Annotated in this window: 18 protein-coding genes; 11 read left to right on the top strand and 7 right to left on the bottom strand. The window is 41.1% G+C overall.

The window, feature by feature from the left end; translation table 11 throughout:
• Nucleotides 1-21 precede the first annotated feature (21 nt).
• Together ACP7BU_RS04185 and ACP7BU_RS04180 are read right to left on the bottom strand one after the other, a co-directional pair.
• Complete coding sequence (locus ACP7BU_RS04185) at nucleotides 22-1209, bottom strand: ammonium transporter (RefSeq protein ID WP_425878707.1); 1188 nt, start codon at nucleotides 1207-1209, stop codon at nucleotides 22-24.
• Nucleotides 1210-1657: 448 nt separating this feature from the next.
• A complete protein-coding gene (locus ACP7BU_RS04180) occupies nucleotides 1658-2638 on the bottom strand; it encodes an MBL fold metallo-hydrolase (RefSeq protein ID WP_425878709.1) in 981 nt (326 codons plus the stop codon).
• Nucleotides 2639-2906: 268 nt separating this feature from the next.
• Between ACP7BU_RS04180 and ACP7BU_RS04175 the strand changes: the two genes are divergently transcribed.
• Nucleotides 2907-3023, top strand: coding sequence for a hypothetical protein (locus ACP7BU_RS04175; protein ID WP_086044934.1), 117 nt, complete (start codon nucleotides 2907-2909; stop codon nucleotides 3021-3023).
• Between the two features lie 276 nt (nucleotides 3024-3299).
• Nucleotides 3300-4349: a hypothetical protein gene (locus ACP7BU_RS04170; RefSeq protein ID WP_425878711.1), complete on the top strand. Its 1050-nt coding sequence runs from the start codon at nucleotides 3300-3302 to the stop codon at nucleotides 4347-4349.
• A gap of 29 nt (nucleotides 4350-4378) precedes the next feature.
• Here the strand turns inward: ACP7BU_RS04170 and metG are convergent, their stop codons facing one another.
• Nucleotides 4379-6436, bottom strand: coding sequence for a methionine--tRNA ligase (metG, locus tag ACP7BU_RS04165; protein ID WP_425878713.1), 2058 nt, complete (start codon nucleotides 6434-6436; stop codon nucleotides 4379-4381).
• A 225-nt stretch (nucleotides 6437-6661) separates the two neighbouring features.
• On the opposite strand from metG, the gene ACP7BU_RS04160 reads away from it, so the two are divergent.
• From ACP7BU_RS04160 to ACP7BU_RS04120, 9 genes are all read left to right on the top strand, one after another.
• On the top strand, nucleotides 6662-7465 hold the full coding sequence (locus tag ACP7BU_RS04160) for a hypothetical protein (protein WP_425878715.1): 804 nt from the start codon (nucleotides 6662-6664) through the stop codon (nucleotides 7463-7465).
• Between the two features lie 381 nt (nucleotides 7466-7846).
• Entirely contained in the window at nucleotides 7847-8644 is a 798-nt protein-coding gene (locus ACP7BU_RS04155) for a hypothetical protein (RefSeq protein ID WP_425878717.1), read from the top strand.
• Between the two features lie 276 nt (nucleotides 8645-8920).
• Nucleotides 8921-10180: an iron-sulfur cluster carrier protein ApbC gene (gene apbC / locus ACP7BU_RS04150; RefSeq protein ID WP_425878719.1), complete on the top strand. Its 1260-nt coding sequence runs from the start codon at nucleotides 8921-8923 to the stop codon at nucleotides 10178-10180.
• Between the two features lie 257 nt (nucleotides 10181-10437).
• Nucleotides 10438-11031, top strand: a complete 594-nt coding sequence (locus ACP7BU_RS04145; RefSeq protein WP_004732019.1) for a LysE family translocator — start codon at nucleotides 10438-10440, stop codon at nucleotides 11029-11031.
• Nucleotides 11032-11154: 123 nt separating this feature from the next.
• Nucleotides 11155-11724, top strand: coding sequence for a dCTP deaminase (dcd, locus tag ACP7BU_RS04140; protein WP_004280726.1), 570 nt, complete (start codon nucleotides 11155-11157; stop codon nucleotides 11722-11724).
• A gap of 234 nt (nucleotides 11725-11958) precedes the next feature.
• Nucleotides 11959-13977 (top strand): hypothetical protein, encoded by a 2019-nt coding sequence (locus ACP7BU_RS04135; RefSeq protein WP_425878722.1) that lies wholly within the window; start codon nucleotides 11959-11961, stop codon nucleotides 13975-13977.
• Nucleotides 13978-13989: 12 nt separating this feature from the next.
• Nucleotides 13990-14712, top strand: a complete 723-nt coding sequence (locus ACP7BU_RS04130) for a hypothetical protein (RefSeq protein WP_425878724.1) — start codon at nucleotides 13990-13992, stop codon at nucleotides 14710-14712.
• A gap of 33 nt (nucleotides 14713-14745) precedes the next feature.
• The gene (locus ACP7BU_RS04125; RefSeq protein WP_425878726.1) at nucleotides 14746-17031 is read left to right on the top strand and encodes a hypothetical protein; all 2286 of its coding nucleotides are present in this window, start codon (nucleotides 14746-14748) and stop codon (nucleotides 17029-17031) included.
• A 17-nt stretch (nucleotides 17032-17048) separates the two neighbouring features.
• The gene (locus tag ACP7BU_RS04120) at nucleotides 17049-18332 is read left to right on the top strand and encodes a hypothetical protein (protein ID WP_005106243.1); all 1284 of its coding nucleotides are present in this window, start codon (nucleotides 17049-17051) and stop codon (nucleotides 18330-18332) included.
• Between the two features lie 53 nt (nucleotides 18333-18385).
• Here ACP7BU_RS04120 and ACP7BU_RS04115 read toward each other — a convergent pair whose 3' ends face one another.
• From ACP7BU_RS04115 to ACP7BU_RS04100, 4 genes are all read right to left on the bottom strand, one after another.
• Entirely contained in the window at nucleotides 18386-20104 is a 1719-nt protein-coding gene (locus tag ACP7BU_RS04115) for a proline--tRNA ligase (protein ID WP_044111484.1), read from the bottom strand.
• A gap of 96 nt (nucleotides 20105-20200) precedes the next feature.
• Entirely contained in the window at nucleotides 20201-23308 is a 3108-nt protein-coding gene (locus ACP7BU_RS04110) for an efflux RND transporter permease subunit (RefSeq protein WP_044111486.1), read from the bottom strand.
• Between the two features lie 24 nt (nucleotides 23309-23332).
• Nucleotides 23333-24460 (bottom strand): efflux RND transporter periplasmic adaptor subunit, encoded by a 1128-nt coding sequence (locus ACP7BU_RS04105; RefSeq protein WP_364482127.1) that lies wholly within the window; start codon nucleotides 24458-24460, stop codon nucleotides 23333-23335.
• A 51-nt stretch (nucleotides 24461-24511) separates the two neighbouring features.
• A complete protein-coding gene (locus ACP7BU_RS04100) occupies nucleotides 24512-25159 on the bottom strand; it encodes a hypothetical protein (RefSeq protein ID WP_425878959.1) in 648 nt (215 codons plus the stop codon).
• Nucleotides 25160-25341 lie beyond the last annotated feature (182 nt).

The raw sequence follows: 25341 nt of genomic DNA, 5'->3' as shown, positions 1-25341 counted from the left end.
TAGAGGCTTTTTTTATGTCTATTAAAAAGTATTTTCTTCCGAATTAGCAGAAATACGATGAATCGACAAGTCTGCACCATTGAACTCTTCTTCCTCAGTCAGGCGAATACCCATCAAAACCTTAAGCAGGCCATACACCAAAAAACCACCCGCCAAAGCAATGACAATCGCCAGCACTGTACCTATGAGTTGTGAAATTAAAGACACTCCTCCCATTCCTCCAAGCCATTGCTGACCGAAGATACCCACAGCTAATCCGCCAAAAGCACCACAAACGCCATGCAAAGGCCAAACCCCCAATACATCATCCACTTTGAGTTTATTTTGGGTATAGGTAAAGAGTTTCACAAAAATAATACCGGCGCTGATCCCGATAAAAAAAGCACCCAAGGGATGAACGACATCTGATCCGGCACAAATCGCCACCAGACCTGCTAAGGGACCATTATGCAGGAAGCCCGGGTCATCTTTCCCCGCAACTTTGGCTGCTATTGTTCCACCGACCATGGCCATCAAAGAATTAATGGCGACCAGTCCAGAGATGGCATCCAGCCGCTGCGCGCTCATGACATTGAAGCCGAACCAGCCAACAATCAGAATCCAGGAACCCAAAGCCAAAAAAGGAATTGATGAAGGAGGATGCGCGGTGATCCGGCCATCTTTTTTGTAACGGCCATGACGCGCACCAAGTAGGATTATTGCGGCCAGTGCGATCCAGCCGCCCATTGCATGAACGACAACTGAACCGGCAAAATCATGAAAACTTGCACCAAATGCATGGGTCAGCCAATCCTGAAAACCAAGGTTGCCATTCCAGATCATACCCTCACAAAACGGATAGATCAGCGCAACCAGAAATAATGTCGCTAAAGCCTGTGAACGCATTTTGGCACGCTCTGCAATCCCTCCAGAGATAATCGCTGGAATTGCTGCAGCAAAAGTCAACAGGAAAAAACAGCGCATCAGATTGTAGCCATGATCGGCAGACAAGGTTGCAGCATCATGGAAAAAGTGCTGACCGTAGGCAATATAGTAGCCCACTAAAAAATAGGCGATGGCGGAGATGGCAAAGTCGGTTAGAATTTTACTTAGGGCATTGACCTGGTTTTTATGTCGAACTGTTCCAAGCTCTAAAAAAGCAAATCCAGCATGCATGGCAAGCACTAGAACTGCACCGAGAAGAAGAAATAATAAGTCTATATTTTGCATGGTGCGTTCCAATTTAGTGCGCGGGATCACAAAAGAAAGTCAGTATATAGAGGCAAATGGATAGTAGAAGAGGGCTAAGCAAGGGAAATTTTGATGAAGAATTTCTTGAAATTGATAAGACTCGATATAAAGCACGTTACTATTTTTTTGCACCAAACTAAGACATGGCGAGAGTTCATAAAATTGAAATTTATATTTAATTTTTAGGTGTTTATATTTATCGTAAGAAAAACGGTGCTAAAAAAGCATGCTAAAGGTGCACGTAAAAAGTAAAAGATTTTTAAGAAAAAATTTAAAAATAAACGAAACTATTGCTTTTAAATTTCAAAGCGTCATTCAAGTTTTAAATTTACCAAGTCATAGGGAATCTGGCTGAAGGATATTTAAAATAAATGAAACCCTAAAAAATTAGGGTTTCATGCTTAGATAAAATTATTGAAGTATTCAATTAATCTTTAAAATGTACCGGAATCCATTGATAGCTTTTATTGTCTTTAGAATAAATATGTCCAATCCCCGGAAATGGCAAATGCGGTGCAGCTAACGTCTGACCATTCTTCGCATATTCAGCAAAATACTTTAAGCGGGTTTCAATCGCCTTTTTCGGATCGACATCGAAGTCAACGCCGGTCTGTGGACGATCAAACTGCAGCGTATGTGAATGCACAATATCTCCAATAAACACTATCTGCTGACCTTGTGATTTTAAGCTAAAACCAAAATGCCCCGGTGTATGTCCAGCCGAACTGATGACATCGAAAGCATGGATTTTATCGCCAGTTTTAAAGGTTTTGAGCTGATTCTTGACCTGATAGGGGGCAATGGCTTTCTTGATTTTATCGACTGTGCCCAAAAAACCTGCCTGCTTGGCTTTTGGTAATTTGTCTGCTGTTTTAGGATTCATCCAGAAATCCAGTTCAGTTTGAGACACATAAATATTGGCATTGGGAAAATTGGCCACGCCATTATTGCTGATGCCGCATACATGGTCAGGATGCAAATGCGTGAGCAGGATGGCATTGACCTGTTCAGGTTTATGTCCTGAAGCCTGTAAATTGGAATACACTGAACCTAGGTGTGGACCATTACAGCTTGAAGTCCCACTATCGACCAGAACCAGTTCTTTGGCTGTATTGATCAGAAATGCATTCACGGAGGTTTGGATGCCTTTGGCCTGATCGACGTAGTATTTTTTTAAGATCTGGTCAGCTTGGGCTGCTGGAATATCTTTAAATAAGGCTTTGGATAGATAATTGGTCCCATCTAGCAGTGCAGTAATCTGGTAATCCCCGAAGTTATGTTGATAATAACCGGGAACCTGTTTTTGTTGTTGGGTGCTAGAAACGGTTTGTGCATGGGTTTGAGAGATACCCGCCATTAAACCTAAAGCAAGCAGTGACATGACGAGAGAAGAGGTGAAGTATTTCATGGCTATTCTTATGTAATTAAAGTCAATTCTATGTATTAGCATGGATGTGAGCAAAAAAGAATATGAATATATTTACCATTTTTTAAAATAGAATGGACGATTTGGCATCTGTACTAAAAATTCAGTCAGAATCTGTATATTGATTTTTTGAAAGTTAAGAACCTATTTTTCATTAAAATATTATTATAAATAAAATGCTTAGATATATTTCACTTTTTATGAAAAGCTCGTTAACATGGGGTATTACGAACAAGCTTTGGGTGTCGCTATGAGTTTTTGGAAAAGAAAAAACAATGCCAGCTTTGTATTTTTCATTATTACCTTATATTCACTACTGGGCTTTGGACTGGGCTATGTGATTTGGGAATTTGTGTTGCAAGGCTAAGTGACCCAGCAGTAAAAAGCCTCTAGAGATAGGGGCTTTTTTGATATTTTGATTTTATGAGAGGATTAGCCAGCGAGTTATTTTTAGGTAGTGATGGTGGTGGGTTCAGACGCTTGGGTCGCGATTGCTGTGGTGCTTAGGGCAAGTGTGAGGAATAGGGGGTTTAAGGTTTTCATAGGATTCTTATAAGTTTTAAAGGGATGGATTATTTTTATCACATTGCCTACTATTTTTCATGAGTATAAAGTAATCATTTTTTCAAATTGAGGGCAGTGTATGGAAGAACCAGAGTATGAGGGAAAGCCTTTAGCCTATTTAGATCAAAATATCCTAGATTTATTTGCTAAAAAATTTGATCGGCGCCCTGAAGTCTATGCTTATTTCAGAGAAAACTTTCAGGTTGTCTATTCTGATGCAACTCTCGGTGAAATTTATAAAGCATTTCTTAACTCTGGAAATGAAGAGAATATTGGAAAATATTTAAATGTACTTGAATTGTTAGATGCAAATCATATTCGAATAGCTTACAACAGAAACTTTGAATTTCTTGATAAATGTGTAATTTCAACATTTCCTGTTAAAGAGTGGTTTGTTAGGTATTTAGAAAATAAGCAGAATTGGGCTTTTTTAGATCAGCATATTTACAATCACTTTCTATTCAGTTATCAAAAAAATAAAAATATTAATGAAATCAAAAGAGACGCATTGTTGGCTTATGAAAATAATTTAAAAATAATGGAAAAGGCTAAAAATGAATTAAGTAATCATTCACTGTTTAAAGATAGATCAGAGGCCTTGTATAAGCAAATAAACAATCAAAAAATTGATTATGAAAAAGCAATTGATCTCATGTTAGAAAAAATTATTGAGCATGCAGACAATGAGAAAATGACGGAAGTTTTTCGAACAGCAATAGGTGTTCAGCCAAAGCACTTGAACAATATTAAGATGCCGAATGTGGTACAAAAAATTTGGAATTTGTATAAAGATAAAGAAGGGTACAAAAATTTTGGTATTGATGATTTTTGGAATTTCAAAATTATCGAAAATGTGAAAGCAAGAGAACTTTACAATTATGAAAAAGTAAATATTATGTATAACATGATGAATTTCTTAGGTTTTAATCAGGATACTGAATTGGATCACACCAATGGTGTACAGCGTGCAATGAGTGATTTTACACATGCACAGATCGCTTCATTCTGTCATTACTTCTTTACACATGATATGAAATTGAAAAATAAAGTTGAAGCCATTTATGATTATTTAGATATTAATACCAAATTTGGTCAAATTAATATTGATGAAAAAGCCCCTACAACGTAGAGGCTTTTTTCTTGTCTTAATCTGAAAAATTAAGACACTTTATCACCCGGTTTAGCACCAGATTCAGGTGAAATCACCCAAACACCGTCACCATTACCCGCAGCTAAAACCATTCCGTTCGAAATACCAAAACGCATTTTACGTGGCGCAAGGTTTGCCACCATCACCACCAGTTTACCTTTTAAGTCTTCAGGTTGGTAAAACTCACGAATACCACTGAACACATTACGTGGCTCAGCTTCACCAACGTTTAAAGTGAGTTGAAGCAGTTTGTCAGAACCTTCAACCGTAGCCGCTTCCAAAACTTCAGCCACACGCAGGTCAACTTTCATAAAATCATCAATATTAATGATTTCAGCTTCACCGACTTTAGGTTCAGCTTTCTTTTCAATCTTCTTCTCTTTTTTCTTCTCAGCTTTTGCTGGTTCAGCAGGAGCAGCTAAAGAATCTTTAGATGCATCCACCATGGCAGCAACCGCTTTTGGATCTACACGTTGCATCAAGGGTTGGAACAATGCAATTTCATGACCCACTAGAATGGTTTTGCGAGAAGCAAAATCGAAGCTTTCAAGTTGCAAGAAATCTTGAACCTGTTGAGCTAGTGTCGGCAATACAGGAGCCAAGTAAACTGCCAATTGACGGAACAGGTTGATCCCCACAGAACATACATCATGAACCTTTTGTTCCTGACCTTCCTGTTTCGCAAGTGCCCAAGGCTTTTTCTCGTCGATGTACTGGTTGGCTTTGTCTGCTAGTGCCATGATTTCACGAATCGCAGCCGAGAATTCACGTGCTTCATAAGCCTGAGCAATTGAACTACCTGCATCAATAAAGCTTTGTACCAATTCAGGTTCAGCACATGTAGTGCTTAACTTGTTATCAAATTTAGTGTTAATGAATTTCGCACAACGGCTGGCGATATTCACCACTTTACCGACTAGGTCTGAATTCACTTTTTGTACAAAGTCATCCAGATTTAAGTCTGAATCTTCAACTTTGTCTGAAAGTTTCGACGCGAAATAGTAGCGTAAATATTCAGGATTTAAATGCTCTAAATAGGTTTCCGCTTTAATAAAGGTGCCGCGAGATTTTGACATCTTTTGGCCATTTACCGTCAAGAAACCATTCACGAATAAGCCTGATGGCGTGCGGTAGTTTGCACCTTCAAGCATTGCCGGCCAGAACAGGGCATGGAAATAAACGATGTCTTTACCAATGAAGTGATAGACCTCATTTTCAGAATCTTTTTTCCAGTAGTCATCAAAATTCAATTCAGGACGTTTGGTTTTGATGTAGTTTTCAAAGCTCGACATATAACCAATCGGCGCATCGACCCAAACATAGAAATATTTGTTTGGCGCATCTGGAATTTCAAAACCGAAGTATGGCGCATCACGTGAGATGTCCCAGTCATTCAAGCCATTTTCAAACCATTCGTCCAGCTTGTTGGCAATCGATACCGGCAAGCGACCTTCATCACGAGTCCATTTTTGCAGGTATTCACCAAAATTTGGCAATTTAAAGAAGTAATGATCAGATGATTTTTCGACTGGAGTTGCGCCACTTAAAGTGGAATGCGGATTCAACAACTCTGTCGCATTATAAGTTGCACCGCAGACTTCACATGAGTCGCCGTACTGATCTTCCGCCTTACATTTCGGACAGGTGCCTTTAATGAAACGGTCTGACAGGAACATGCCTTTTTCAGGATCAAAAAGCTGGGTCACCGGACGAACTGCAATATTGCCCGCATCACGGTTTTTCACATAGATTTCTGACGCACGGGCACGGTTGGTATCGCTATGTGTAGAATCATAATGATCGAAATGCACACCGAAACCGTCAAAGTCACGAATGTGTTCTTTTTGCACATTGGCAATTTGCGCTTCAGGTGAAATGCCATTCGCTTCGGCACGCAGCATGATCGCAGTTCCGTGAGCATCATCCGCACAGACATAAGTCACATCATGGCCCATTGCACGCATCGCACGTACCCAAATATCAGCTTGGATATAACCGAGTAGGTGACCCATATGAATCGGGCCATTGGCGTATGGAAGGGCGTTAGTGACTAAGATATTACGCACGGATATGACTCTCTCATTCGTATATTATGCAAGGTGCATGATTTTACCTGATGCACGTCCGAATACAAAGCAATCCTTTAAGTGAATCAAGTCCCTTTCAACGATAATTCGTGTCTAAATGTCTTTGTATTTACAGAATGTCTTGGAAATGTAGATTTCTCTATATTGCGCTGCAAATAACAGTAATAATAGGTCATTGATGTAAAAGCTTTGAGCCAGAAAACCATGATTGACGAAGATGATTTGGATTTCGACCAACCTGTCACGCGTATTAAGCAAAATGCTGCGAGTCAAAAACAATTGGGCAGTCAGATTTTAAAAGATGCAAAAGCTTATCTTGAATGCATCTCGGCAGATGAACATACACTTTTAATTAAAACCTTATCGGGCTTGGCAGAGCAAGATGCTTACTTCCAAGTGCTTGCAGATCAGTTGGATCAACCGATTGGCGCGAAGTTTGCCAATGATGCTTTAAACCTCATGCATTTTTGGCCAACCATTCACCAATTTGAAGATGTTGAGCAATTTAATTTACTCGATATGATCAATAGCGAATATTTCCAAACTGAAATGCTCAAAGCCTTTGATGCCTTAGAGATTGATGAAGAGATTAAAGCCAAGCGTCGCCAGGTGCTGCTTGAAAGCTTGAAAATGTACAAGCTTGGTTTTTACAGTGGTTGTATTCCCAATGTCTATGCACAACTTGAAGGCATTTTGACTGATATTCTGATCAAAACAGGCTTTTTAAAGCAAAATGGCACCAAGTTTGTCGATGTCTATAAAATTGTACCGGGTTTAAAAGGCAATGAAATTAAAAGCCTGTGGCATAAGTTCAAAATCGCCATTGAACTGAATCCGTATTTTGCTGAACTTGCTGCCTATAAAATGGATTCAAGCTCGAATGTGACCATGACCCGGCACAACATGCTACATGGCACAGATGTAGACAATTTCAATCAAGCACGCAGCTTCATTCTGTTTATATGGTTGTTCTCTGCGGTCAGCTTTATGAGTACTTTGCGTGCCTAACCTGAAGTAATGTCTCATGATAAATTTGCACTCTATAAACAGCTGATGTGGATTGGCAACATGCGCCCTTTAGCTTTGAAAATTACGCCATGACGGAATTTGAATTAGCAGGGTAGAAGTGTGCTGACAGAATTGCAAAGAAATACTTTGCTGAAACCCTGCGAATAGATGGACTTGGACAGCCCGAATACAAAAGCCTGCATCATCTTTAGCATATAGCTTTTCAATACAGATTTGACTCAGCTCATGCTACATCCTGCAAACAATAGCAACAACTTGTACAGGCTTTGTTGCAGTTTGCTTACTTCGCCCGATTCGCGTGATGCTTTGTGCTAAAAAAATGGCTGATTGTTTATATGATATGCCTAAGGAGGGTACCTCATGATTCAGCAGAACCAAAACAATACGTCGAAGCAAAATCAAGATAAAGAACAACATGCACGCGAATTGAATGATCAGCTTGCAAAAGAGCAAAAGCAAAACGAGCTGGATAAACAGCATAATCAGGAACATAAGAACGGGCAAAGTGCCCAGACCCATGCTGATCAGAAGTCTGATACCCAGCATAACGGTAAAGAGGAAAATGCTGAGCAATCAGCGCAAAAAGACAGTTCTCAAGAGAATCAGTCTGATAAAAAAACTGAAAGCTTTAAGATGGATGACTTAAAAGCCAAAGCGATAGCGATTGGTGAAGAGCTATTGCAAAAAGGTGAAAAGCTTCTGAATGAGCTGAAACATGGCAAATCTGACAACCAGCAAAATGCTGAGCAAGGTTCGGATGATGCGAAAAAAGCCAAAGCGGATCATACCTCTCAAGATAAGTCATCTAACAAGTCAGATAAACAAAATGCTAAAGATGGTCAGACCGATCATCAGGCAGGTATGGCAAATTTAAAAGATGAAGCCATGCATAAGTTTGAAGATACCAGACAAAAAATCACAGACTTAGTCAGTGAAGCCTCGGTTAAGTTCGCTGAGCTGAAACAGATGGCGACTGATACGATGAACAAAATGAAAGATAATCAATCGAAGGAAGGTGATTCTGATCAGCAGCAAGATGCCAAAGATACAGATTCAGAAAGCAACTCTCAGTCCAAAAAGGATGAATCGAAACAAGATCAGGATAAAAATAAAAAGGATCAACAGGACAAATCTGAAAACAATAAAAATCATAAATAGTCTGTGATCGTAGAGCCACTTTAATCACAGAGGGTTAAAGTGGCTTAACACGCTCGAGATAAATAAAAAAAATTTATTACATCAAAATAGTCCCATCTCTCTTTTCTTTCATTATTTCTATTCACCAAGATTTCATAAAACATTTCAAAAAACCGAGTAAAATGGTTGGAAATTGAAGATATCTGTTTCATCTTCTCCAATACAGTGCTTAACCTTCGCCTAAAACCCCGTTAAACTAAGCGATTCAGATGTCGATCTACATTTTTGGAGTAACCTATGTCTTGGCTTTCTTCGCTTAAATCGGTTTTTTCGCCTTCCAAGGAGGTGAACGAAGAAGCTGTGCAAAACGTACTGCAAAACTATATCTTGCCAAATTCCAGCAATGCCTTGAAAGATCGTATTACGCAGGTCAATGTACAGGGTGAGATTCTGCAAATCACTTTGAATACCTATCCAGAAGAAAAAGCGCAGCTGCAACAGATTCATGATGAACTGGCGGAAGCTTTGCAAAAATGTGGTATTCAAGAACTGAATATGCATGTGATTCAGCAGAAAACTGGACATAAGAAAGAAGGGGGTTGCGGGCATAACCATGCTGAAGGTGAAAACTGTTCAAGCGAGCCTAAAGCGGAAGCAAAACCCAATCTTCCCCCTGTGGTTGATGCGTCGGCACAGCCTGCAAAAACAGAAGAAGCTGATCCAAATAATCCACCTATTCAAAAAGCTGCGCCGCAACAGCGTAATGTTCCAAAACACCCAAGGATTCAAAATGTGATTCTGGTGTCATCTGGTAAAGGTGGCGTAGGTAAATCGACCACGACTGTAAATCTGGCTTTGGCTCTACAGAAATTAGGCCTGCGCGTAGGCGTACTAGATGCCGATATTTACGGCCCAAGTATTCCGACTATGCTCGGCAATGCCGGCAAAACGCCAATGATCGAAGCAGAGCAGTTTGTCCCTATCGAAGCCTATGGGATGGCGGTATTATCAATTGGCCATTTAACTGGAGATCACAATACTCCAGTCGCCTGGCGTGGTCCAAAAGCCACGGGTGCATTAATGCAGTTATTCAATCAGACCCTATGGCCAGACCTTGATGTGCTGATGATTGATATGCCACCTGGCACAGGTGATATCCAGTTAACTCTCGCGCAGCGTATTCCGGTAACGGGCGCAGTAATTGTGACAACGCCACAAAACGTGGCCTTGCTGGATGCGACCAAAGGCATTGAATTGTTTAACCGCGTGCAGATTCCGATCATGGGCGTGATTGAAAACATGTCGACCCATATCTGCTCAAATTGTGGTTTTGAGGAACAGATTTTTGGTACAGGCGGTGGCGATAAACTGTCTGAGCAATATCAAGTCCCATTATTGGGTCGTTTACCTTTGGATGCTAAAATTCGTGAAAATGCGGATGCCGGTACACCTTCTGTCATTGCCGAAGATGCTGCTGCAGAAAGCTATATGCTGATTGCAGAGAAAATTGCCGCACAGCTACCCAAAGCAGAAAAAGACCATAGCCGAATTTTCTAATTCTATAGACAATTCAGATATTTAAGCCTTAGCTAAAAGCTAGGGCTTTTTATTTCTTATTTTTAAAATTAGCTCGATTTAAATGACCGAAATTGACTGAAATGACTATCGGGTATTTATCCTAAACATTTATATAAGTATTTGAATTAATTAAAATAAATAAATTTAAATTTTAGGTTATATGTTCTCTTACAATTATTTTTTTGCAGCACTGACCGAATTCTTCTATGCTACTCGGATTAGAGCGAGGTCAAACTATGATTTCATGGTTTTTTATTGGTTTAGTGGCAACCATTCTTTTAACACCAGGCCCAACCAATACCTTATTGGCATCTTCAGGCATTCAGGTCGGATTTAAAAAAACATTTCGTTTAATTCCTGCGGAAGCCTTTGGTTATCTGATTGCCATTAGTTTATGGGGCATTCTGATCGGAAAAATTTCCGTTCATCTTCCGCTTTTACCGACCATTCTCAAACTTTTTAGTGCTGGCTATATTCTATTTCTCGCTGTGAAATTATGGCGGACTGCAGAAATAAGCGAAAATCTTGAAAATGTCTCGATTCGCGCACGAGAATTATTTTTGGCAACCTTGCTTAATCCTAAAGCACTTTTATTTGCCTCAGCGATCTTTCCTGTCATTGTCTGGAAAAGCGGCCAACATTATGTGACTCATATGCTGGTTTTCTTGCTTCTGTTGATCCCGATTGCATTCTTCTGGACTTTTCTGGGTTCAATCCTGGCTAGAAAAAACAGTCGCTGGCTCAATCAGAAAAACCTGCAGAAAACGGCTTCGCTGGTATTAATGAGCTTTTCCATTCCTTTAAGCTATTCTGCACTTTTAAGTTTATAAGCTGATCTCAATCAGCAATTTTTTGGCAACTTTAGCTCTAAGCCTTTCACTTATTTTCATTAGTGTCAATTTCAGTTAAAGTACGTCGCAATAACTTGTTCTTAAGATTTTTGGATTATATCAATGGCAATTAAGTCTGATCGTTGGATTCGCGAAATGAGCGAAAAACACGGCATGATTGAACCGTATGCAGAAAACCAGGTACGTTTGGATGAAAATGGTCAAAAGCTGATTTCGTATGGCGTATCCAGCTATGGTTATGACGTGCGTTGTGCACGTGAATTTAAAGTATTCACCAATGTGCATTCTGCAATTGTCGATCCGAAGAACTTTGATGAACGCAGCTTTATTGATATCGAGTCGGATGTCTGTATCATTCCGCCTAACTCGTTTGCTTTGGCGCGTACCATCGAATATTTCCGCATTCCACGTAATGTTTTGACCGTGTGCTTGGGCAAGTCTACTTATGCGCGTTGTGGCATCATTGTTAACGTGACTCCGCTTGAGCCAGAGTGGGAAGGACACGTCACTTTAGAGTTTTCAAATACTACCAATCTTCCTGCGCGTATTTATGCAGGTGAAGGTGTAGCGCAGATGCTGTTTTTTGAATCTGATGAAGTCTGTGAAACCTCATATAAAGATCGTGGTGGTAAATATCAAGGTCAGACAGGCGTTACTTTGCCGAAGACCTAATTGTTTTAAAATATTGAATGACGGGACTTTATGTCCCGTTTATTTTTTTGAGATTTTCATTCATCGGAAACTGCTATTTTTCGCCTAATTGGCTTTGGCATCTGTATCAAAAATCAGCATAATGGATTCCGCATAACCATAAAAAAGATGCGATGCATTATAAAAAATCAAAGATTGGCGGCTGGGAAGCTGAAGCATAAGGTGCGGAGCATCGAATAAAAAGGAAAGAGTGAGATGGCTCAGATAAAAGATATATTTAAATTTCGCAAAAGTTATTTGGCGATGACAATCGGTTTCAGCCTGTTGCCTTCTGCACATGCGATGCAGGAATTATCAGATTCTTCTCTTTCTGACACCACCGGTGAGGGTGTTGCGCTGGTACTTGATGATTTTAAAATGGTGTTTCAAGGCCCTAACGATCTTTCTGCTAGTTCTAGTTATGCCAGAGGCATTGAAAACCCCGGACAAGCAGATACAGGCTTTATTCGTATTATCCCGACGGGTGAAAATTACAACCAACTTGGGCAGCGTGTATACGACAAAGTTTATAAATCTACATATGATAATGCTTTTCATGTTGAAAGAACGCAGAATTATGCAACTGAGTATCAGCAAGCCTTTGATACCTTAAAAACTGATTTTTATAATGATAACTATAATACGATTAAGAATACTTATGACACACAAGCTAACCGGGACGCATTTAAGCAAGAATTAGTTGATTATTATTATAATACAGACTTTATGAAAGCCTATTATGACCAACGTCGTGATGATTATTATAATGGTGCAGGTAATACCTCACCAGGTATTGATTATGATATCAAGCATGATGGCACAACAGAATATGAATTAACGCCACTGCAACCAAATAAGTCTGATGAATATGCAAATTTAAATACCCTTGAAATGATTCAATTTCTATATGGGCAAAATGCTAATCAGCAGATTCCAAATACTGAATGGAGTACGGCGGTTGATAGGCAGAATATTATTGGAGCAATTGTAGATGCAAGAATTATTGAACTAGTTAAAGCAGAATACAACAAAAAATTGGAAGCTGCTCTAGCCGGAATGATGAAAGATGCAGATAGTGCTGCTATGGCTGAAATCATTGCTAGAGCAGATCAGGCTGCTAAAACTGAAGCTGCTAAAAGCTCTGTGAGCACTTTAAGAACTAAAGCCGATGTATTTATTTATGGTCTGGCATTATCGAAAAGCGATGGTTCTTTAAGCACACGATACAGTAATCAGGGTTTCAGCTGGGGATCAGCAGATAATCCCTGGTTATTTCGGGCAGGAACTGAAAACGTCAAACAGTTTAAGGACGCTGCTAAAGATGTAGGCTATATTGCTTTGGAAGCCCCATTAAGTCCAATTACAGGGGTTGAAAGTGATAATAATATCAAGCTGGGCTTCTGGAGTGATATTTTTGCACGTGAGCTTAATTCCTCGAATGCTGTAGATCCTATAACAGGTGGGCCAATATCAGGACTTGATACGGATTACCGATTAAGAACCCAATTTGTTGCCAATGGTCTGAGTTTTAATGGCTCGCAAGTTCGGTTATTTCAAACCTTAGAATCTGACAATAAGAATTACAGCCAAACATTGGGTATGGCGAGTATTGTTCGTCTGAATACCAATGATCGACCAGAAACTCTAAGCAGTAGCGATAGTAATCTTAACAGTAAAGGTATTCGTCTCAGTACCGCAGCAAAAACAGATGCGCTTGATGGTAATGTCCCGACCCCGGCCTTGAATGGAAGTGATGCTCCTATATTTCATGATTCTGAGGGCTTATATCTCTATAGTCCAAATATTAACTTGGTGCTTGGTAATATGTACCAGCCTTTCGTTGTCGGTTCAGAAGGCAATAATATTATTTTAGAAGTGACACGTATTCCCAATATTCCTGCTATTTATAATCAAATTTATCAAAATTATGGGGGCGGATTGGGTACAACAGATTTAAAGGGTTCGACCTGTAATGTCTATAGTTGTGGTACACCGATTAAAAATAATGTGTCAGATACCACCGCACTTTATCAAGGGCGTAATGCGACTCACAGTAGTATCTCAATAGGGACTACAGAGCGTATCTCAGGAACAAATATGCTGCGTGCCAAGGATGGTGTGAATTCAACAGGAATCGTATTTAAAAATACTGAGGGTGTAAGTAAGAATTTTGGATCTGCTGTCATTGATGGTGTCCTGATTCAGCATCTGAAAATTAGAACAACTGGTCTTTAAGGGAGTATAAGAATGTCCAAATTAGTAACACTCTGTGCATTATTATGTACTTCTATGGCCAGTCTTGCCGGATTGGAAGCCCTTGATCAGCAAGCACTAACCAATACAGTGGGGCAGGGTGGAGCTGATCTTAACTGGACTTTATCTTTAAACCATGTTTATGCGACAGATTTAAGTAAAGATAAAATTTCTCGGCTTGATGGAAGTGGCAACCCGCTAGAAGTATTTTATGTTCTAGATCCCACCGCTTGTGGAGCAACAAAACAATTTTGCCGTCTGGCAATAGCGCCGAATAACCATGTCGATACCAATGGAAATAAAAAGTGGTTAGTCTTTAAAGGCATTCAAGGCACGATTCAGATTGATAAGTTTTCGATCGATGGAACAACCATCATTAATCATCGTAATGAACCACAAACGGCGATGCAAATTACCTTTTATGATCACCAGCCTTTAAAGATCCGTAATTTAGGCTTTAATACAGTTTCCATTGAAACGGGTACAGGTGCTGGCGCCTTGGAAGGTTATGCCAATACAGGTGTTTATAGTACGTATACAGGGCGTACCTATAATGCCGATGGAACTTATACAACCGCGCCCCAAGATGTTCCTTCATTTGATAAAGGTGCTGAAAAAGGATTTATGGGGTTGAACGTTCATGGAAATCTGCATACGTCAGGCAATTTGAAAATATTTGGTTATAACTGTACAGGTGGAGCACAAAGTCGTTGTTAGTAACAACGTCAAGTACAGCATAAGGATATATAAATGAAAAAAACAACAATAAAGTTGAAATTGCTAACAGTATGCATGTGTCTTATACAACAAGGTTATGCACTTGAAACTATTGAAGAGCAAGAATTGAGTGAAGTCACTGGACAAGATGGTATGGTGATTACTCATGAAATTTCTAAAGCCAGTATTGCTCAAGCCAATTGGTATGATCCAAATCCAACTGCCAACACTAAAATGGGTTTAGGTCTACATAATGTTGAGATTATTGGAAAAGATAATAAACCAATCATTAGTCAACTTGAAATAGATGTAGGTGCCACTTCACAAGGGGCAGGACTTCGGCTAGCTGCAAGTGTTTCACCGTTTCAAGCCACTGCAGATTTAAAATTGGTAAAGATCGCCTGTACGACCAATCCATGTAGTCAATCTGCGAATAGTATTCGGACTACGGGTACTCAATCTAATCAAACTTTGGGTGCATTAGGGATGAGTACCTCTACACCGCTTAGTGTGCTATTACAAACCAGTGCAGGTCTATTTAATAAAGATTCAATTGCCAGTATCGATTTTCAACTTAAAAATGCCACGATCAGTCATAAATTAGGCGAAAATAGTCTGATTTTGAATGACTTTAACTTTAACTTCGCGGGTCAAGGATATATGTACATTGACCCGGATGAAGGCGTGGTACTCACCACACGAAATGGCAGTCAAGATCATTATGTGGATCTAAAGCGTGCTGAAGATATTACTGATATCGCGGCTGGCCGGGTTAATCCGACCAATCCAGGGGTTAATATTGACCTGCGTTATAATACGCCAAATAATGAACGCAAAAATATTATGCGTTTAGGAGCTTCGGGTGCAGTCACTAACGCAAGATTATCCATGAGTGCAGATCAAACCCAGATAGGTACTTTTGATGTTAGTAACAAGGTGAATGGTGTACTAGAACGTCAGGACAAAGCTGCAACAGGTTACAGTGGCCTGGTCGGAGAAGGTGGGTTGAATCTAGGCTTGTCTGCAGATTTTACAGGTACTAATAGTACCGGGCTTCCAGCAACTATGGCACCTACAACACTTGAGATTGGTCATACCGGTAAGGGAAGTCATGCTGTGCAATTTTCCAAGCTCAGACCCTTGACTACACGTAATGCTGACGGATCCTTACATGGTAAAAATGCTTATATCGACTTTGGAAATATATATATAAATACCATTACTGCAAAAAGTCTCGATTTCATAATCAATGAAAATATGCAAAAGACTTTAGGTAGTAGTAGCACTGTACTTAAACAGACACTCAGTACCACCACGAATGGAGAGGATTTTGCCTATATCGCCGTACGTGGCATGGATTTTCAGTCCATTGCTGCTAAAGCACGTTTCATATCAGATAACTCTTTAGCGGAAATTGATGGCGATGGTGGTTCATGGGGAATCGGTATTCCTATTTATAATTTAAATGCCAATGTTGCGTTGTCTGGAACGACTTATGGAACAGACAATAAGCAAGCAATTGCGTATAACATTATGGCATCTACAGAAGGCTATGGAATTGACAAGAAAACCGGTTTGCCAAGCACAACCTCGATTATATTGATTGATGGTAAAAATGGCGATCATGGTGAGGCAGTTAACTATTATGCCGGTTTTAGGAATATCGATGCTTTGATCAAGTCGGAAGGGATTATTAGTTATAAAGATGAAGGTATTTATATTCGTGCCGATAAACTGCTGATTGGAGCTAAAGCTGAGCTTGCGATTGGTCAATTACCAGGATCTAAATATAATTGTACCAATGCATCGGTCACTAAATGCGGAAGCTATGTGCCTCATGATAATTTTTCTAAACGTGATGATGTCCTGACTAATATTGCTTTTAAACTTGATGGAAACGGCGAGCTCCTCATCATTCCAGGAGTGGATCCGACCAGCGATTCACCAGATACCAACTTCCTGTCATTTGATGCAAATTTTAAGTTTAGACCCCTTACCGCAGAAGAAACTGCAAATAAAGATAATCTGGGCAGCTATTTTAGTATTGCCAATGAAGATATTGATTCAGCCGGGGTATTAAAAACTTCGTCAATTAACTTTAACCGGATGGAAGGTCATTTGGGTGTCAAAGCAAAAGTTCGTGTCAGTGCAGATACAGTGACTTTGGATAATCAGGTCAAACTCAATTATGAAAATAATATTGCAACACCATTTAAAACCAATTTTGCCATGGCGACCAATGGCAATATGCAAAACATGGCAAGTATTGCACTGACTGGTGGAACCATTCGTAGCACGATGGGAATCACACCACGTTAAAAATCAGGATGAGAAAAATGAAAAAAATAATATTAAAAAGTCTAGTGGTAGCTATGATGGGCCTAAGTGGCCAGGTATCTGCATTAACCTCATTGGAAGACCAAGAGCTCTCAGAAGTCAATGGGCAGGCTTTATTGTCAATGGAGGTTCAGTCTGGATTTAACCAGATGGATAATCTAGGAGCTACTTATGACCAGAGTAATATCTCATTTTATAAATTAGGCTTGGAAGCCGAGATGGAAATTAATGCCAATATAAAAAAGCTACAACTCGGGTGTGGCGGTGTTAATGGTGCAACCGGCTGTGATATTGATATTGATCATATTGCCTTAAGTGGTAATCCTACGAATGGCGCGGATCGTGCCGCGACTTCAGCTCTGATTACTAATCCATTTGTACAATTTGCCATAAAAAATCCAAATCAGGCATCTACACGTGAAGTTTTAGGTTTCCGTTTAAGTGCGGAAAAGATTTCAGGTCTATTGACAATGGGGACAGAAAATAGTGCTACACCAAATGGTATTAACAGTTTCAGTGGTTATATGAAAACAAAATCTTCATCAGGAGTTGCAACAACCGCTCCTCGTGTTATGGATTATGCTGCAACTGGAATGAATATTGAGGGCACGGTAAAAGGCACTATATTAGGTCAACCATTACCTCTGGATTTACATTACACATCTAGCAATTATGCTTTCCAGTTAAATTCTACAACAGCACCTTTTACTATTCCTGCTACGATAGTGTCAGGAACAAGAATGAAAGAAGTTGTACTAAAAGGGACAGGGACAGTAGGTCGTATTGATTTTAAAGGACCATTAAAAGCAGAATTATTGGATGGAGCATTAAAATTAGATAAAGATATTACAGGCTACTTAACCGGGCTACAGACAGACATTACCGTTAAACAAAATCTCGGACTTATTCATGCTTTATATTTAAATAATCCAGCTTCACTCTCCTTGCAATCCCAAAGCATTTTATGGCCTGGTGCAGCAGTCGCAGCAAAACAAGGGTGGTGGCTGGCAATGGAAGATGAAGTGGATTTAGGAAGTATTTCACCTTCATATAGTGTGCCAATTTCAGATGCTGTTTTAAAGCAAACTATTGCAGGAATTAACCATGATTTAACCACTAATGTGCGAGATTGTGGAAGTCTGGTTTTTGGTTGTGTGCTAGGAAGTGCACTTGATGTAAAGGAAATTAAAAATCCTGCGCTACTTGATTTCCCTCTTACTAATTTAACTTTACAAGGCCAGAACTTTAAACCGAACTGCTTTGGTGGACATAAATTCTGCTAAGTTTAGTTATAAAAAATCCCGCATTACGCGGGATTTTTTATAAGAAAGCAAAATTATTTAGCAATTTTTGCCAATAATTCTTCTTTCGAAATATTTACTGATTCAGCATCGCGGCGGCCTTTATATTCAAAAGTACCTGCATCCAAGCCTTTTTCACCAATCACAATACGATGTGGAATACCTGTAAGCTCAAGATCAGAGAATTTCACGCCCGGACGTTCATTACGGTCATCGAGTAACACGTCAAAACCTGCAGCTTGCAATTCAGCATAGAGTGCTTCCGCAGCTTCCATAGTTCTTGGAGATTTGTGCGCATTCATCGGCACAATGGCAACTTCAAACGGTGCAATGGCAGTTGGCCAGATAATGCCTTTCTCATCAAAGTTCTGCTCGATTGCAGAAGCCACCACACGCGTCACGCCAATACCATAACAACCCATTGTCACAGTGAACGGTTTGCCATCTTCACCCAAGACTTTACAGCCCAAAGCTTCAGAATATTTTTGACCCAACTGGAAGATATGACCCACTTCAATACCACGTTTGATTTGAAGCGTACCTTTACCATCTGGAGATGGATCGCCTTCAACCACGTTACGTAGGTCATAAACTTCAGTGAACTGTGCATCACGTTCCCAGTTTACACCTGTTGCGTGTTGATCTGCTGCATTTGCACCTGCAACAAAGTCAGACAATACCGATGCTGCACGATCAACAATGACGGTGATACCTTTTTCGACCAGACCTTGAGGACCGACAAAGCCAGCAGTTAAGCCAAGTGCTTGAAGTTGTTCTTCAGTAGCAAATGTCAAAGGCGCAGCAATTAAAGGATGTTTTTCAGCTTTAATTTCATTCAGTTCGTGATCGCCACGAAGGAATAATGCAACCACAGGTACATCTTGACCTTCTTCAGTCGCAACACCTTGAACCAATAAGGCTTTTACTGAATGAGCAGGATTGGTACCCAAGAATGCTGATACATCTGCAATGGTTTTTTGATTTGGTGTATCTACCAGTTTGAGTTCTTGTGTAGGTGCCGCACGCTCACCGACAAGTACTGCTTCTGCCATTTCAATATTGGCTGCATAGTCAGATTCAGTCGAGAAGGCGATATCATCTTCACCGCTTGAAGCCAGCACGTGGAATTCGTGAGAACCTGAACCACCGATTGAGCCAGTATCTGCTTGTACTGGACGGAAATCTAAACCAAGACGGGTGAAGATTTTGCAGTAGGCTGCATACATGTCGTCGTAAGTTTGTTGCAGTGATTCCTGATTGGCATGGAAAGAGTAGGCATCTTTCATGATGAATTCACGTGAACGCATTACGCCAAAACGTGGACGAATTTCGTCACGGAATTTGGTTTGTACTTGGTAAAAGTTTGCAGGCAATTGCTTGTAGCTTTTTAATTCGTTACGTGCAAGATCAGTGATCACTTCTTCATGCGTTGGGCCCAAAACAAATGGGTTGCCATGGCGGTCGTTGAAGCGTAAAAGTTCAGGACCGTATTGTACATAACGACTTGATTCTTCCCATAAAGATGCAGGTTGAGTCACCGGCATATAGACCTGAAGTGAACCGACTTTATCCATTTCTTCGCGAACGATCGCTTCAACTTTATTTAATACGCGAACGCCCATCGGCAACCAGGTGTATAGACCTGAAGCCAACTTACGAATCATACCGGCACGAAGCATCAGCTGATGGGAAATAACCTCAGCATCGTTCGGGGTTTCTCTTAACGTTGCAAATAAAAAGCGACTCGCGCGCATGGAAACTGTCCTAAAAAATTAAGCGTTAAAGCAGGGATTATACAATAAAAAATGAGGTGAGCATTTGGGAATGTCACCTCATTGTATTGCATTAAATTATGCCATGATTTTACGTGCCTGACGCAGTATAAAATTCTTAAAGTCATCCAGGTAAGTAAAGATCACCGGCACCACCACCAAGGTCAGCAGGGTAGAGGTAATCACGCCACCAATCACCGCATGCGCCATCGGTGCACTTTGTTCGCCACCTTCACCTAGCCCTAGGGAAAGTGGCACCATGCCCATGACCATGGCACTGGTGGTCATCAGAATAGGACGCAAACGGGTTTTACCAGCGGCAATAATTGCATCATAACGGTCTTCACCGCGGTCCATGGCCTTCTTGATGAAGTCGATCAGCAGAATCGCATTCTTGGTCACCAGTCCCATCAGCATGATAATGCCGATAATCGAAAATAGATTCATGGTGGAATTAAACAGGAATAAGGCCAGAAACACGCCAATCAGCGACAATGGCAGTGAGGCCATAATTGCTGCAGGATGAATAAAACTGTTGAACTGCGAACCGAGCACAATATAGATAAAGACAATCGACAGGGTAATCGCAGTCAGTGCATAACCTGCGGATTCTGCCATGTCGGCATTGGAGCCTTGAGTGTCGAAACTATAACCCGGTGGCATATCGAAATTTTCTTGCAAGCGGCTGATATCCATCCCGATGTCGCCTGCAGGACGTCCTGAAGTATTGGCCTCGACCAGAACTTCACGTGCCAGATCACGTCGATTAATCTGCGAGGCACCGAGTTTTTCTTCAAATTTGGCCACGCTCGAAAGCGGAACCAGAATTGGTTGATTATTGGCATCGGTTTTATTTGAGGTGATATACATATTCTGTAAATCGCTAGGCAAGCTGCGCTGGTCTTCGGTCAGGCGCAGATTCACATCATAGGTTTCACCTTTTTCATCCTGCCAGGTCGTGACATCATCACCGGCAATCAGCGGACGCACTACATTGGCAATCTGATTGACTGATAAACCTAAATCACTGGCCAAGACGCGATTAATCTGTACATCAAGAGTTGGCTTGGGTTCTTTTAATGAAGTTTCCAGATCGACAATGCCATTAATTTTCGCCATTTCCGTCATAAAGCGATCAGAAATTTTTTGCAGTTCATCCAGATCCGGGCCTTTGATCGAAATCATGATTGGCTTCTGGCCACCAGAAACGGTTTCATCGGCGGATGCCACCGAGGTAATGCTGATTCCTGCAACCGATTGTAGACGCTGGCGGAATTCATTATTCAGGTCATTCAGGGTCTTTTCACGTTCGGTACGCGGCGTTACAGTCACCCGTAAACTGACATGGTTTTTACCGCGGTCAGTTGCGCCATTAATCACCCCATAAGTGGCTTTGACATCCGGATGCTGACGAATAATCTGATCCACCTGCTGCAGTTTGGCTTGTGAATATTCAAGCGATGAATCGACCGGTGTTTCAAACTTGATCCGGATTTCGCCTTTATCCGGAACCGGTACAAATTCTGTACCAATCAGCTTGGATAAACCCAAAGCACCAAATAATGAAGCCGCAGCAATCATTAAGGTAATCAATCTGAAGCGCAAGGCCAGTTTTAATAATTTTTCATAGACATGGCTTAGATTGTCCAGCTTGCCGGAGATCCAGCTAAAGAAATGTTTCACCCGACCTGGTTTTTTGTTTGGATCTTTTTTCTTTTCTGCCCAATGTGCTGAGAGCATCGGGTCCAGGGTAAAGCTGACAAACATCGAGATCAGAACGGCCATACTTACCGTGACCCCGAACTGGTAGAAGAAACGGCCAATAATTCCGCCCATAAAGGCAACAGGCAGGAATACGGCAACAATGGTCAATGTCGTGGCCAGTACGGCTAAGCCAATTTCTTTGGTGCCATCGAGCGCGGCAGTGACATGATCTTTGCCCATATCGGCATGCCGGACAATATTTTCACGCACCACAATCGCATCATCGATCAACAGACCAATACTCAAGGACAGCGCCAGCAAAGTCATCATATTGATGCTAAAGCCAAAGGCCCAGATAAAGGTCAGCGTGCCCAAGAGTGCAATGGGCAGAGTCAAACCGGTAATCACAGTTGAACGGAAAGAACCCAGAAAAAGTAGGACTATCAGCACGGCCAGTACCGCACCTTCAATAATGGTGCGGGCTACATCGCCAATGGTGCCGCGGATACTTTTGGAGGAATCTACCACTACTTGTAAAGTAGTGCCTTGTGGAAGCTGCGCCTCAATACTTTCTAAAGTTGCGTAGCTCTTGTCTACTACTTCGATGACGTTTGCATCTGAACTACGCAAAATATCAATCGCTACTGCAGTTTTGCCATTCAGAAAAGCTGCGGATTCCAGCTCTGCCTGACTGTCTTGAATATTAGCCACTTGTCTGAGGAAAATTGGTATGCCGTTTTTATTGGCAATGACCAGATCGCCAAAAGCAAGGGGATGCAGCACTTTGGAATTGATTTCAATGACCAGTTCCGAATTACCCGATTTAAGCGTCCCCCCCGGGACTTCAATATTTTCGGCCTTTAAGGTATTGATCACGCTATCTACACCAATGCCAAAGGCTTGCAGTTTTTGCGGTTCCACCTGAATCCGAATCTGGCGCTGCGCATCACCAAGCAGATTGACCGTTCCCACCCCAGGGACTGTGCGCAGTTGTGGCACAATCCGCTGATCCAGATAAGAACTGAGCGCTTTTACATCCATATTGTCGGATTCAAATACGATCGACATCACCGCATTCGCCGTCGGGTCATAACGTTCGACAATCGGCTCCTGAATCTCATCACGAAATTCAGCAGTTACAGAAGCGATTTTATCCCGCACGTCCTGAGCTGCTGTGGTAGATGTCACATCCAGATTAAATTCAGTGGTGATGATGGACAGGCCTTCACTGGACTGGGAAATGACCTGTTTTAAACCGGAAATGGTATTGATCTGATCTTCAAGTTTTTTGGTAATTTCCGATTCAACCGTTTCCGGAGAAGCACCCGGATAGTTGGTATAAATCACCACAAAAGGGAAATCGACATCAGGGAATTCTTCAACGCCCATCCGCTGCCATGAAGCCAGCCCCAGCACCATCAGGCAGAACATCATCATGATGGTAAAAACCGGATACTTCACACTAATTCGGGTAAACCACATATCAATGATCCTGTGTGAATGGCTTTAGTTGGCGCGAAGGGTGACAGTTTTTTGCAGATCAGCTTCGCTAAACTTCACCCGGCTGACCTGATCACCATTTTCCAGTCCTTGAACCACAGCAATGTTATCGCTATAACGCTGTTCCAAAACCTGTATGTTGACCTTGATAATTTTATTCTGGCGAATTACCCAGACATAAGGTTTATTCTGAATGTCTTGAACAGTATCTAATGGAATCAGCTGGCCAGAAATCTGTTGTGGACTCAGAATGTTGCCTTCGACAAAGGAGCCGATACTTAGCGAGGGAATGGTTTCATTCGGCTTGGCAAAGAATTCGATCTGACGACTGGCCTGATCTGCAATTGGGGAAATCCGGCTAATTACGGCAGTGAGCCGATTTGGATTCCCTTGAATGCTGTATTCGACTTGACTGCCCAGTCTTAAGTCTGATTGCAGATCACTGGGTACGCGTGCCTGAATTTCCAATCGTTTTGGATCGACAATTTCAAACAGGGTTTGTCCAATCGCCACGGTTTGACCCGGTTCGACCTGACGTTGGGTAATCACGCCACTGATCGGGCTGGTCATGATGCCATCACGATCTGCTTTCTGGGCAATATCAACATTGGCTTGCTGGGCACGAACATTTTCCAGCTGTGCCTGATAGTCCACCTGACTTTGTTCATATTCTACTTTTGAAATAAAACCCTGATCGAGCAGGCGCTTTTTACGCTGCATCATATTGCGGGCCTGATTGGCTTGCGCTTGAGTTGAGGCCAGATTCGCACGTGCCTGTGCCAGACGGGCTGCATTGTCCTGATTATTCAGGCGTACCAGCACTTGTTCCTTGACAACTGTTTGACCTACCTGCGCGTTTACGCTGGTGGCAGTAGCAGAGACCTGTGCTTGTATGCTGCTTTGATTGACTGCACGAATGGTGCCGGTGAATGCAGTTTTTTGAACTGAATTGCCAGATTGAACTGCAACTAGATCTTGAGGAATGACTTCAATGGATTTGGGTATTTCGGTTTGCTGGACGGGTTCATTTTTATCACAAGCCACTAAAAACATATTTAAGCAAAGTGCACTCATGATCAGGATAGAGCGCGGGGAAGGCATATTTAAATCATGAGAATGCTGTGCAGTTTGCATAAGAGTCCTTTTAGCTGGCTGTGAATCAAAACCACAACCAGCTATTTGTATTTATTCAAGTGCTTTTAAACGGGCGATAATTTTGTCGTATTCTGCTTCCAGATTTCGATAGCGACTTTGTAAAGACTGAATATTTTCTTTTTGGGAAACGAGATTTTTCTGGTTGTTGTCTAGCATGGTTTTTAGATGTGCCGGTGTGGTTTTACCTTTACGTAAATATTCACGTTCCTGACGTACGAACATGACCCGATCTTTTTGCAGTTGCTTCATTTGTTCTTGCTGAAAATCAATCTGTTTTTTTAACTGGACCAGGCTATCGTTTTTTTTCTGTAAAGCGGTCTGGCTATTGCTATAAGCACGCTTGAGTTTATGATCTTCGGCAATCCGCTTAGCCTGTTGAGCACGCTGTGGCGCCTGTCTGATATCCGCTTCGGCATTATAAGGACGCGCACGTTTAATGACCTGCATATTCTGGTCAAGTGCTTCATAACCATAACGGATATGATTTGGTGTGACGTTAGTACTGATATTGGCCACACCCTTGCTGTCATAATAACGATACCAGGTGGCTTTTTGCGGGAGTTGGTTGCTACTCGCGCACGTTAAGCTCACCTGTAACAGTAGCAGCACAACAACAATGAATTGACCAGTCATTTTATTTTGATCAATGACAGCAAGTTTTCTTAAAAACTGACTCATCATTGGCTCCCCGAATTTAAAGTTGACTAAATTACTTATTTTAAAGTAATAATCTTGTTATATTAGACTTAAATTTATCAATAAAAAACTACCGTTAGTCAAAAAAAAACCAATAACGATAAGAAAATGTGAAGCTGTTATTAAAAATAAATGATTTTGTCTACTTGTGTAGAAAATGTTCA

It is taken from the genome of Acinetobacter sp. 40AMC3-4 (assembly GCF_049898185.1).
Lineage (GTDB): Bacteria > Pseudomonadota > Gammaproteobacteria > Pseudomonadales > Moraxellaceae > Acinetobacter.
This window is presented reverse-complemented; position numbering and strand designations above follow the sequence as displayed.

Excerpts from the sequence above, each read along its gene's own strand:
- ACP7BU_RS04185 (WP_425878707.1), bottom strand. The coding sequence starts at position 1,209 with ATGCAAAATATAGACTTATTATTTCTTCTTCTCGGTGCAGTTCTAGTG.
- ACP7BU_RS04180 (WP_425878709.1), bottom strand. The coding sequence starts at position 2,638 with ATGAAATACTTCACCTCTTCTCTCGTCATGTCACTGCTTGCTTTAGGT.
- ACP7BU_RS04175 (WP_086044934.1), top strand. The coding sequence starts at position 2,907 with ATGAGTTTTTGGAAAAGAAAAAACAATGCCAGCTTTGTATTTTTCATT.
- ACP7BU_RS04170 (WP_425878711.1), top strand. The coding sequence starts at position 3,300 with ATGGAAGAACCAGAGTATGAGGGAAAGCCTTTAGCCTATTTAGATCAA.
- ACP7BU_RS04160 (WP_425878715.1), top strand. The coding sequence starts at position 6,662 with ATGATTGACGAAGATGATTTGGATTTCGACCAACCTGTCACGCGTATT.
- ACP7BU_RS04155 (WP_425878717.1), top strand. The coding sequence starts at position 7,847 with ATGATTCAGCAGAACCAAAACAATACGTCGAAGCAAAATCAAGATAAA.
- apbC (WP_425878719.1), top strand. The coding sequence starts at position 8,921 with ATGTCTTGGCTTTCTTCGCTTAAATCGGTTTTTTCGCCTTCCAAGGAG.
- ACP7BU_RS04145 (WP_004732019.1), top strand. The coding sequence starts at position 10,438 with ATGATTTCATGGTTTTTTATTGGTTTAGTGGCAACCATTCTTTTAACA.
- dcd (WP_004280726.1), top strand. The coding sequence starts at position 11,155 with ATGGCAATTAAGTCTGATCGTTGGATTCGCGAAATGAGCGAAAAACAC.
- ACP7BU_RS04135 (WP_425878722.1), top strand. The coding sequence starts at position 11,959 with ATGGCTCAGATAAAAGATATATTTAAATTTCGCAAAAGTTATTTGGCG.
- ACP7BU_RS04130 (WP_425878724.1), top strand. The coding sequence starts at position 13,990 with ATGTCCAAATTAGTAACACTCTGTGCATTATTATGTACTTCTATGGCC.
- ACP7BU_RS04125 (WP_425878726.1), top strand. The coding sequence starts at position 14,746 with ATGAAAAAAACAACAATAAAGTTGAAATTGCTAACAGTATGCATGTGT.
- ACP7BU_RS04120 (WP_005106243.1), top strand. The coding sequence starts at position 17,049 with ATGAAAAAAATAATATTAAAAAGTCTAGTGGTAGCTATGATGGGCCTA.
- ACP7BU_RS04115 (WP_044111484.1), bottom strand. The coding sequence starts at position 20,104 with ATGCGCGCGAGTCGCTTTTTATTTGCAACGTTAAGAGAAACCCCGAAC.
- ACP7BU_RS04110 (WP_044111486.1), bottom strand. The coding sequence starts at position 23,308 with ATGTGGTTTACCCGAATTAGTGTGAAGTATCCGGTTTTTACCATCATG.
- ACP7BU_RS04105 (WP_364482127.1), bottom strand. The coding sequence starts at position 24,460 with ATGCAAACTGCACAGCATTCTCATGATTTAAATATGCCTTCCCCGCGC.
- ACP7BU_RS04100 (WP_425878959.1), bottom strand. The coding sequence starts at position 25,159 with ATGAGTCAGTTTTTAAGAAAACTTGCTGTCATTGATCAAAATAAAATG.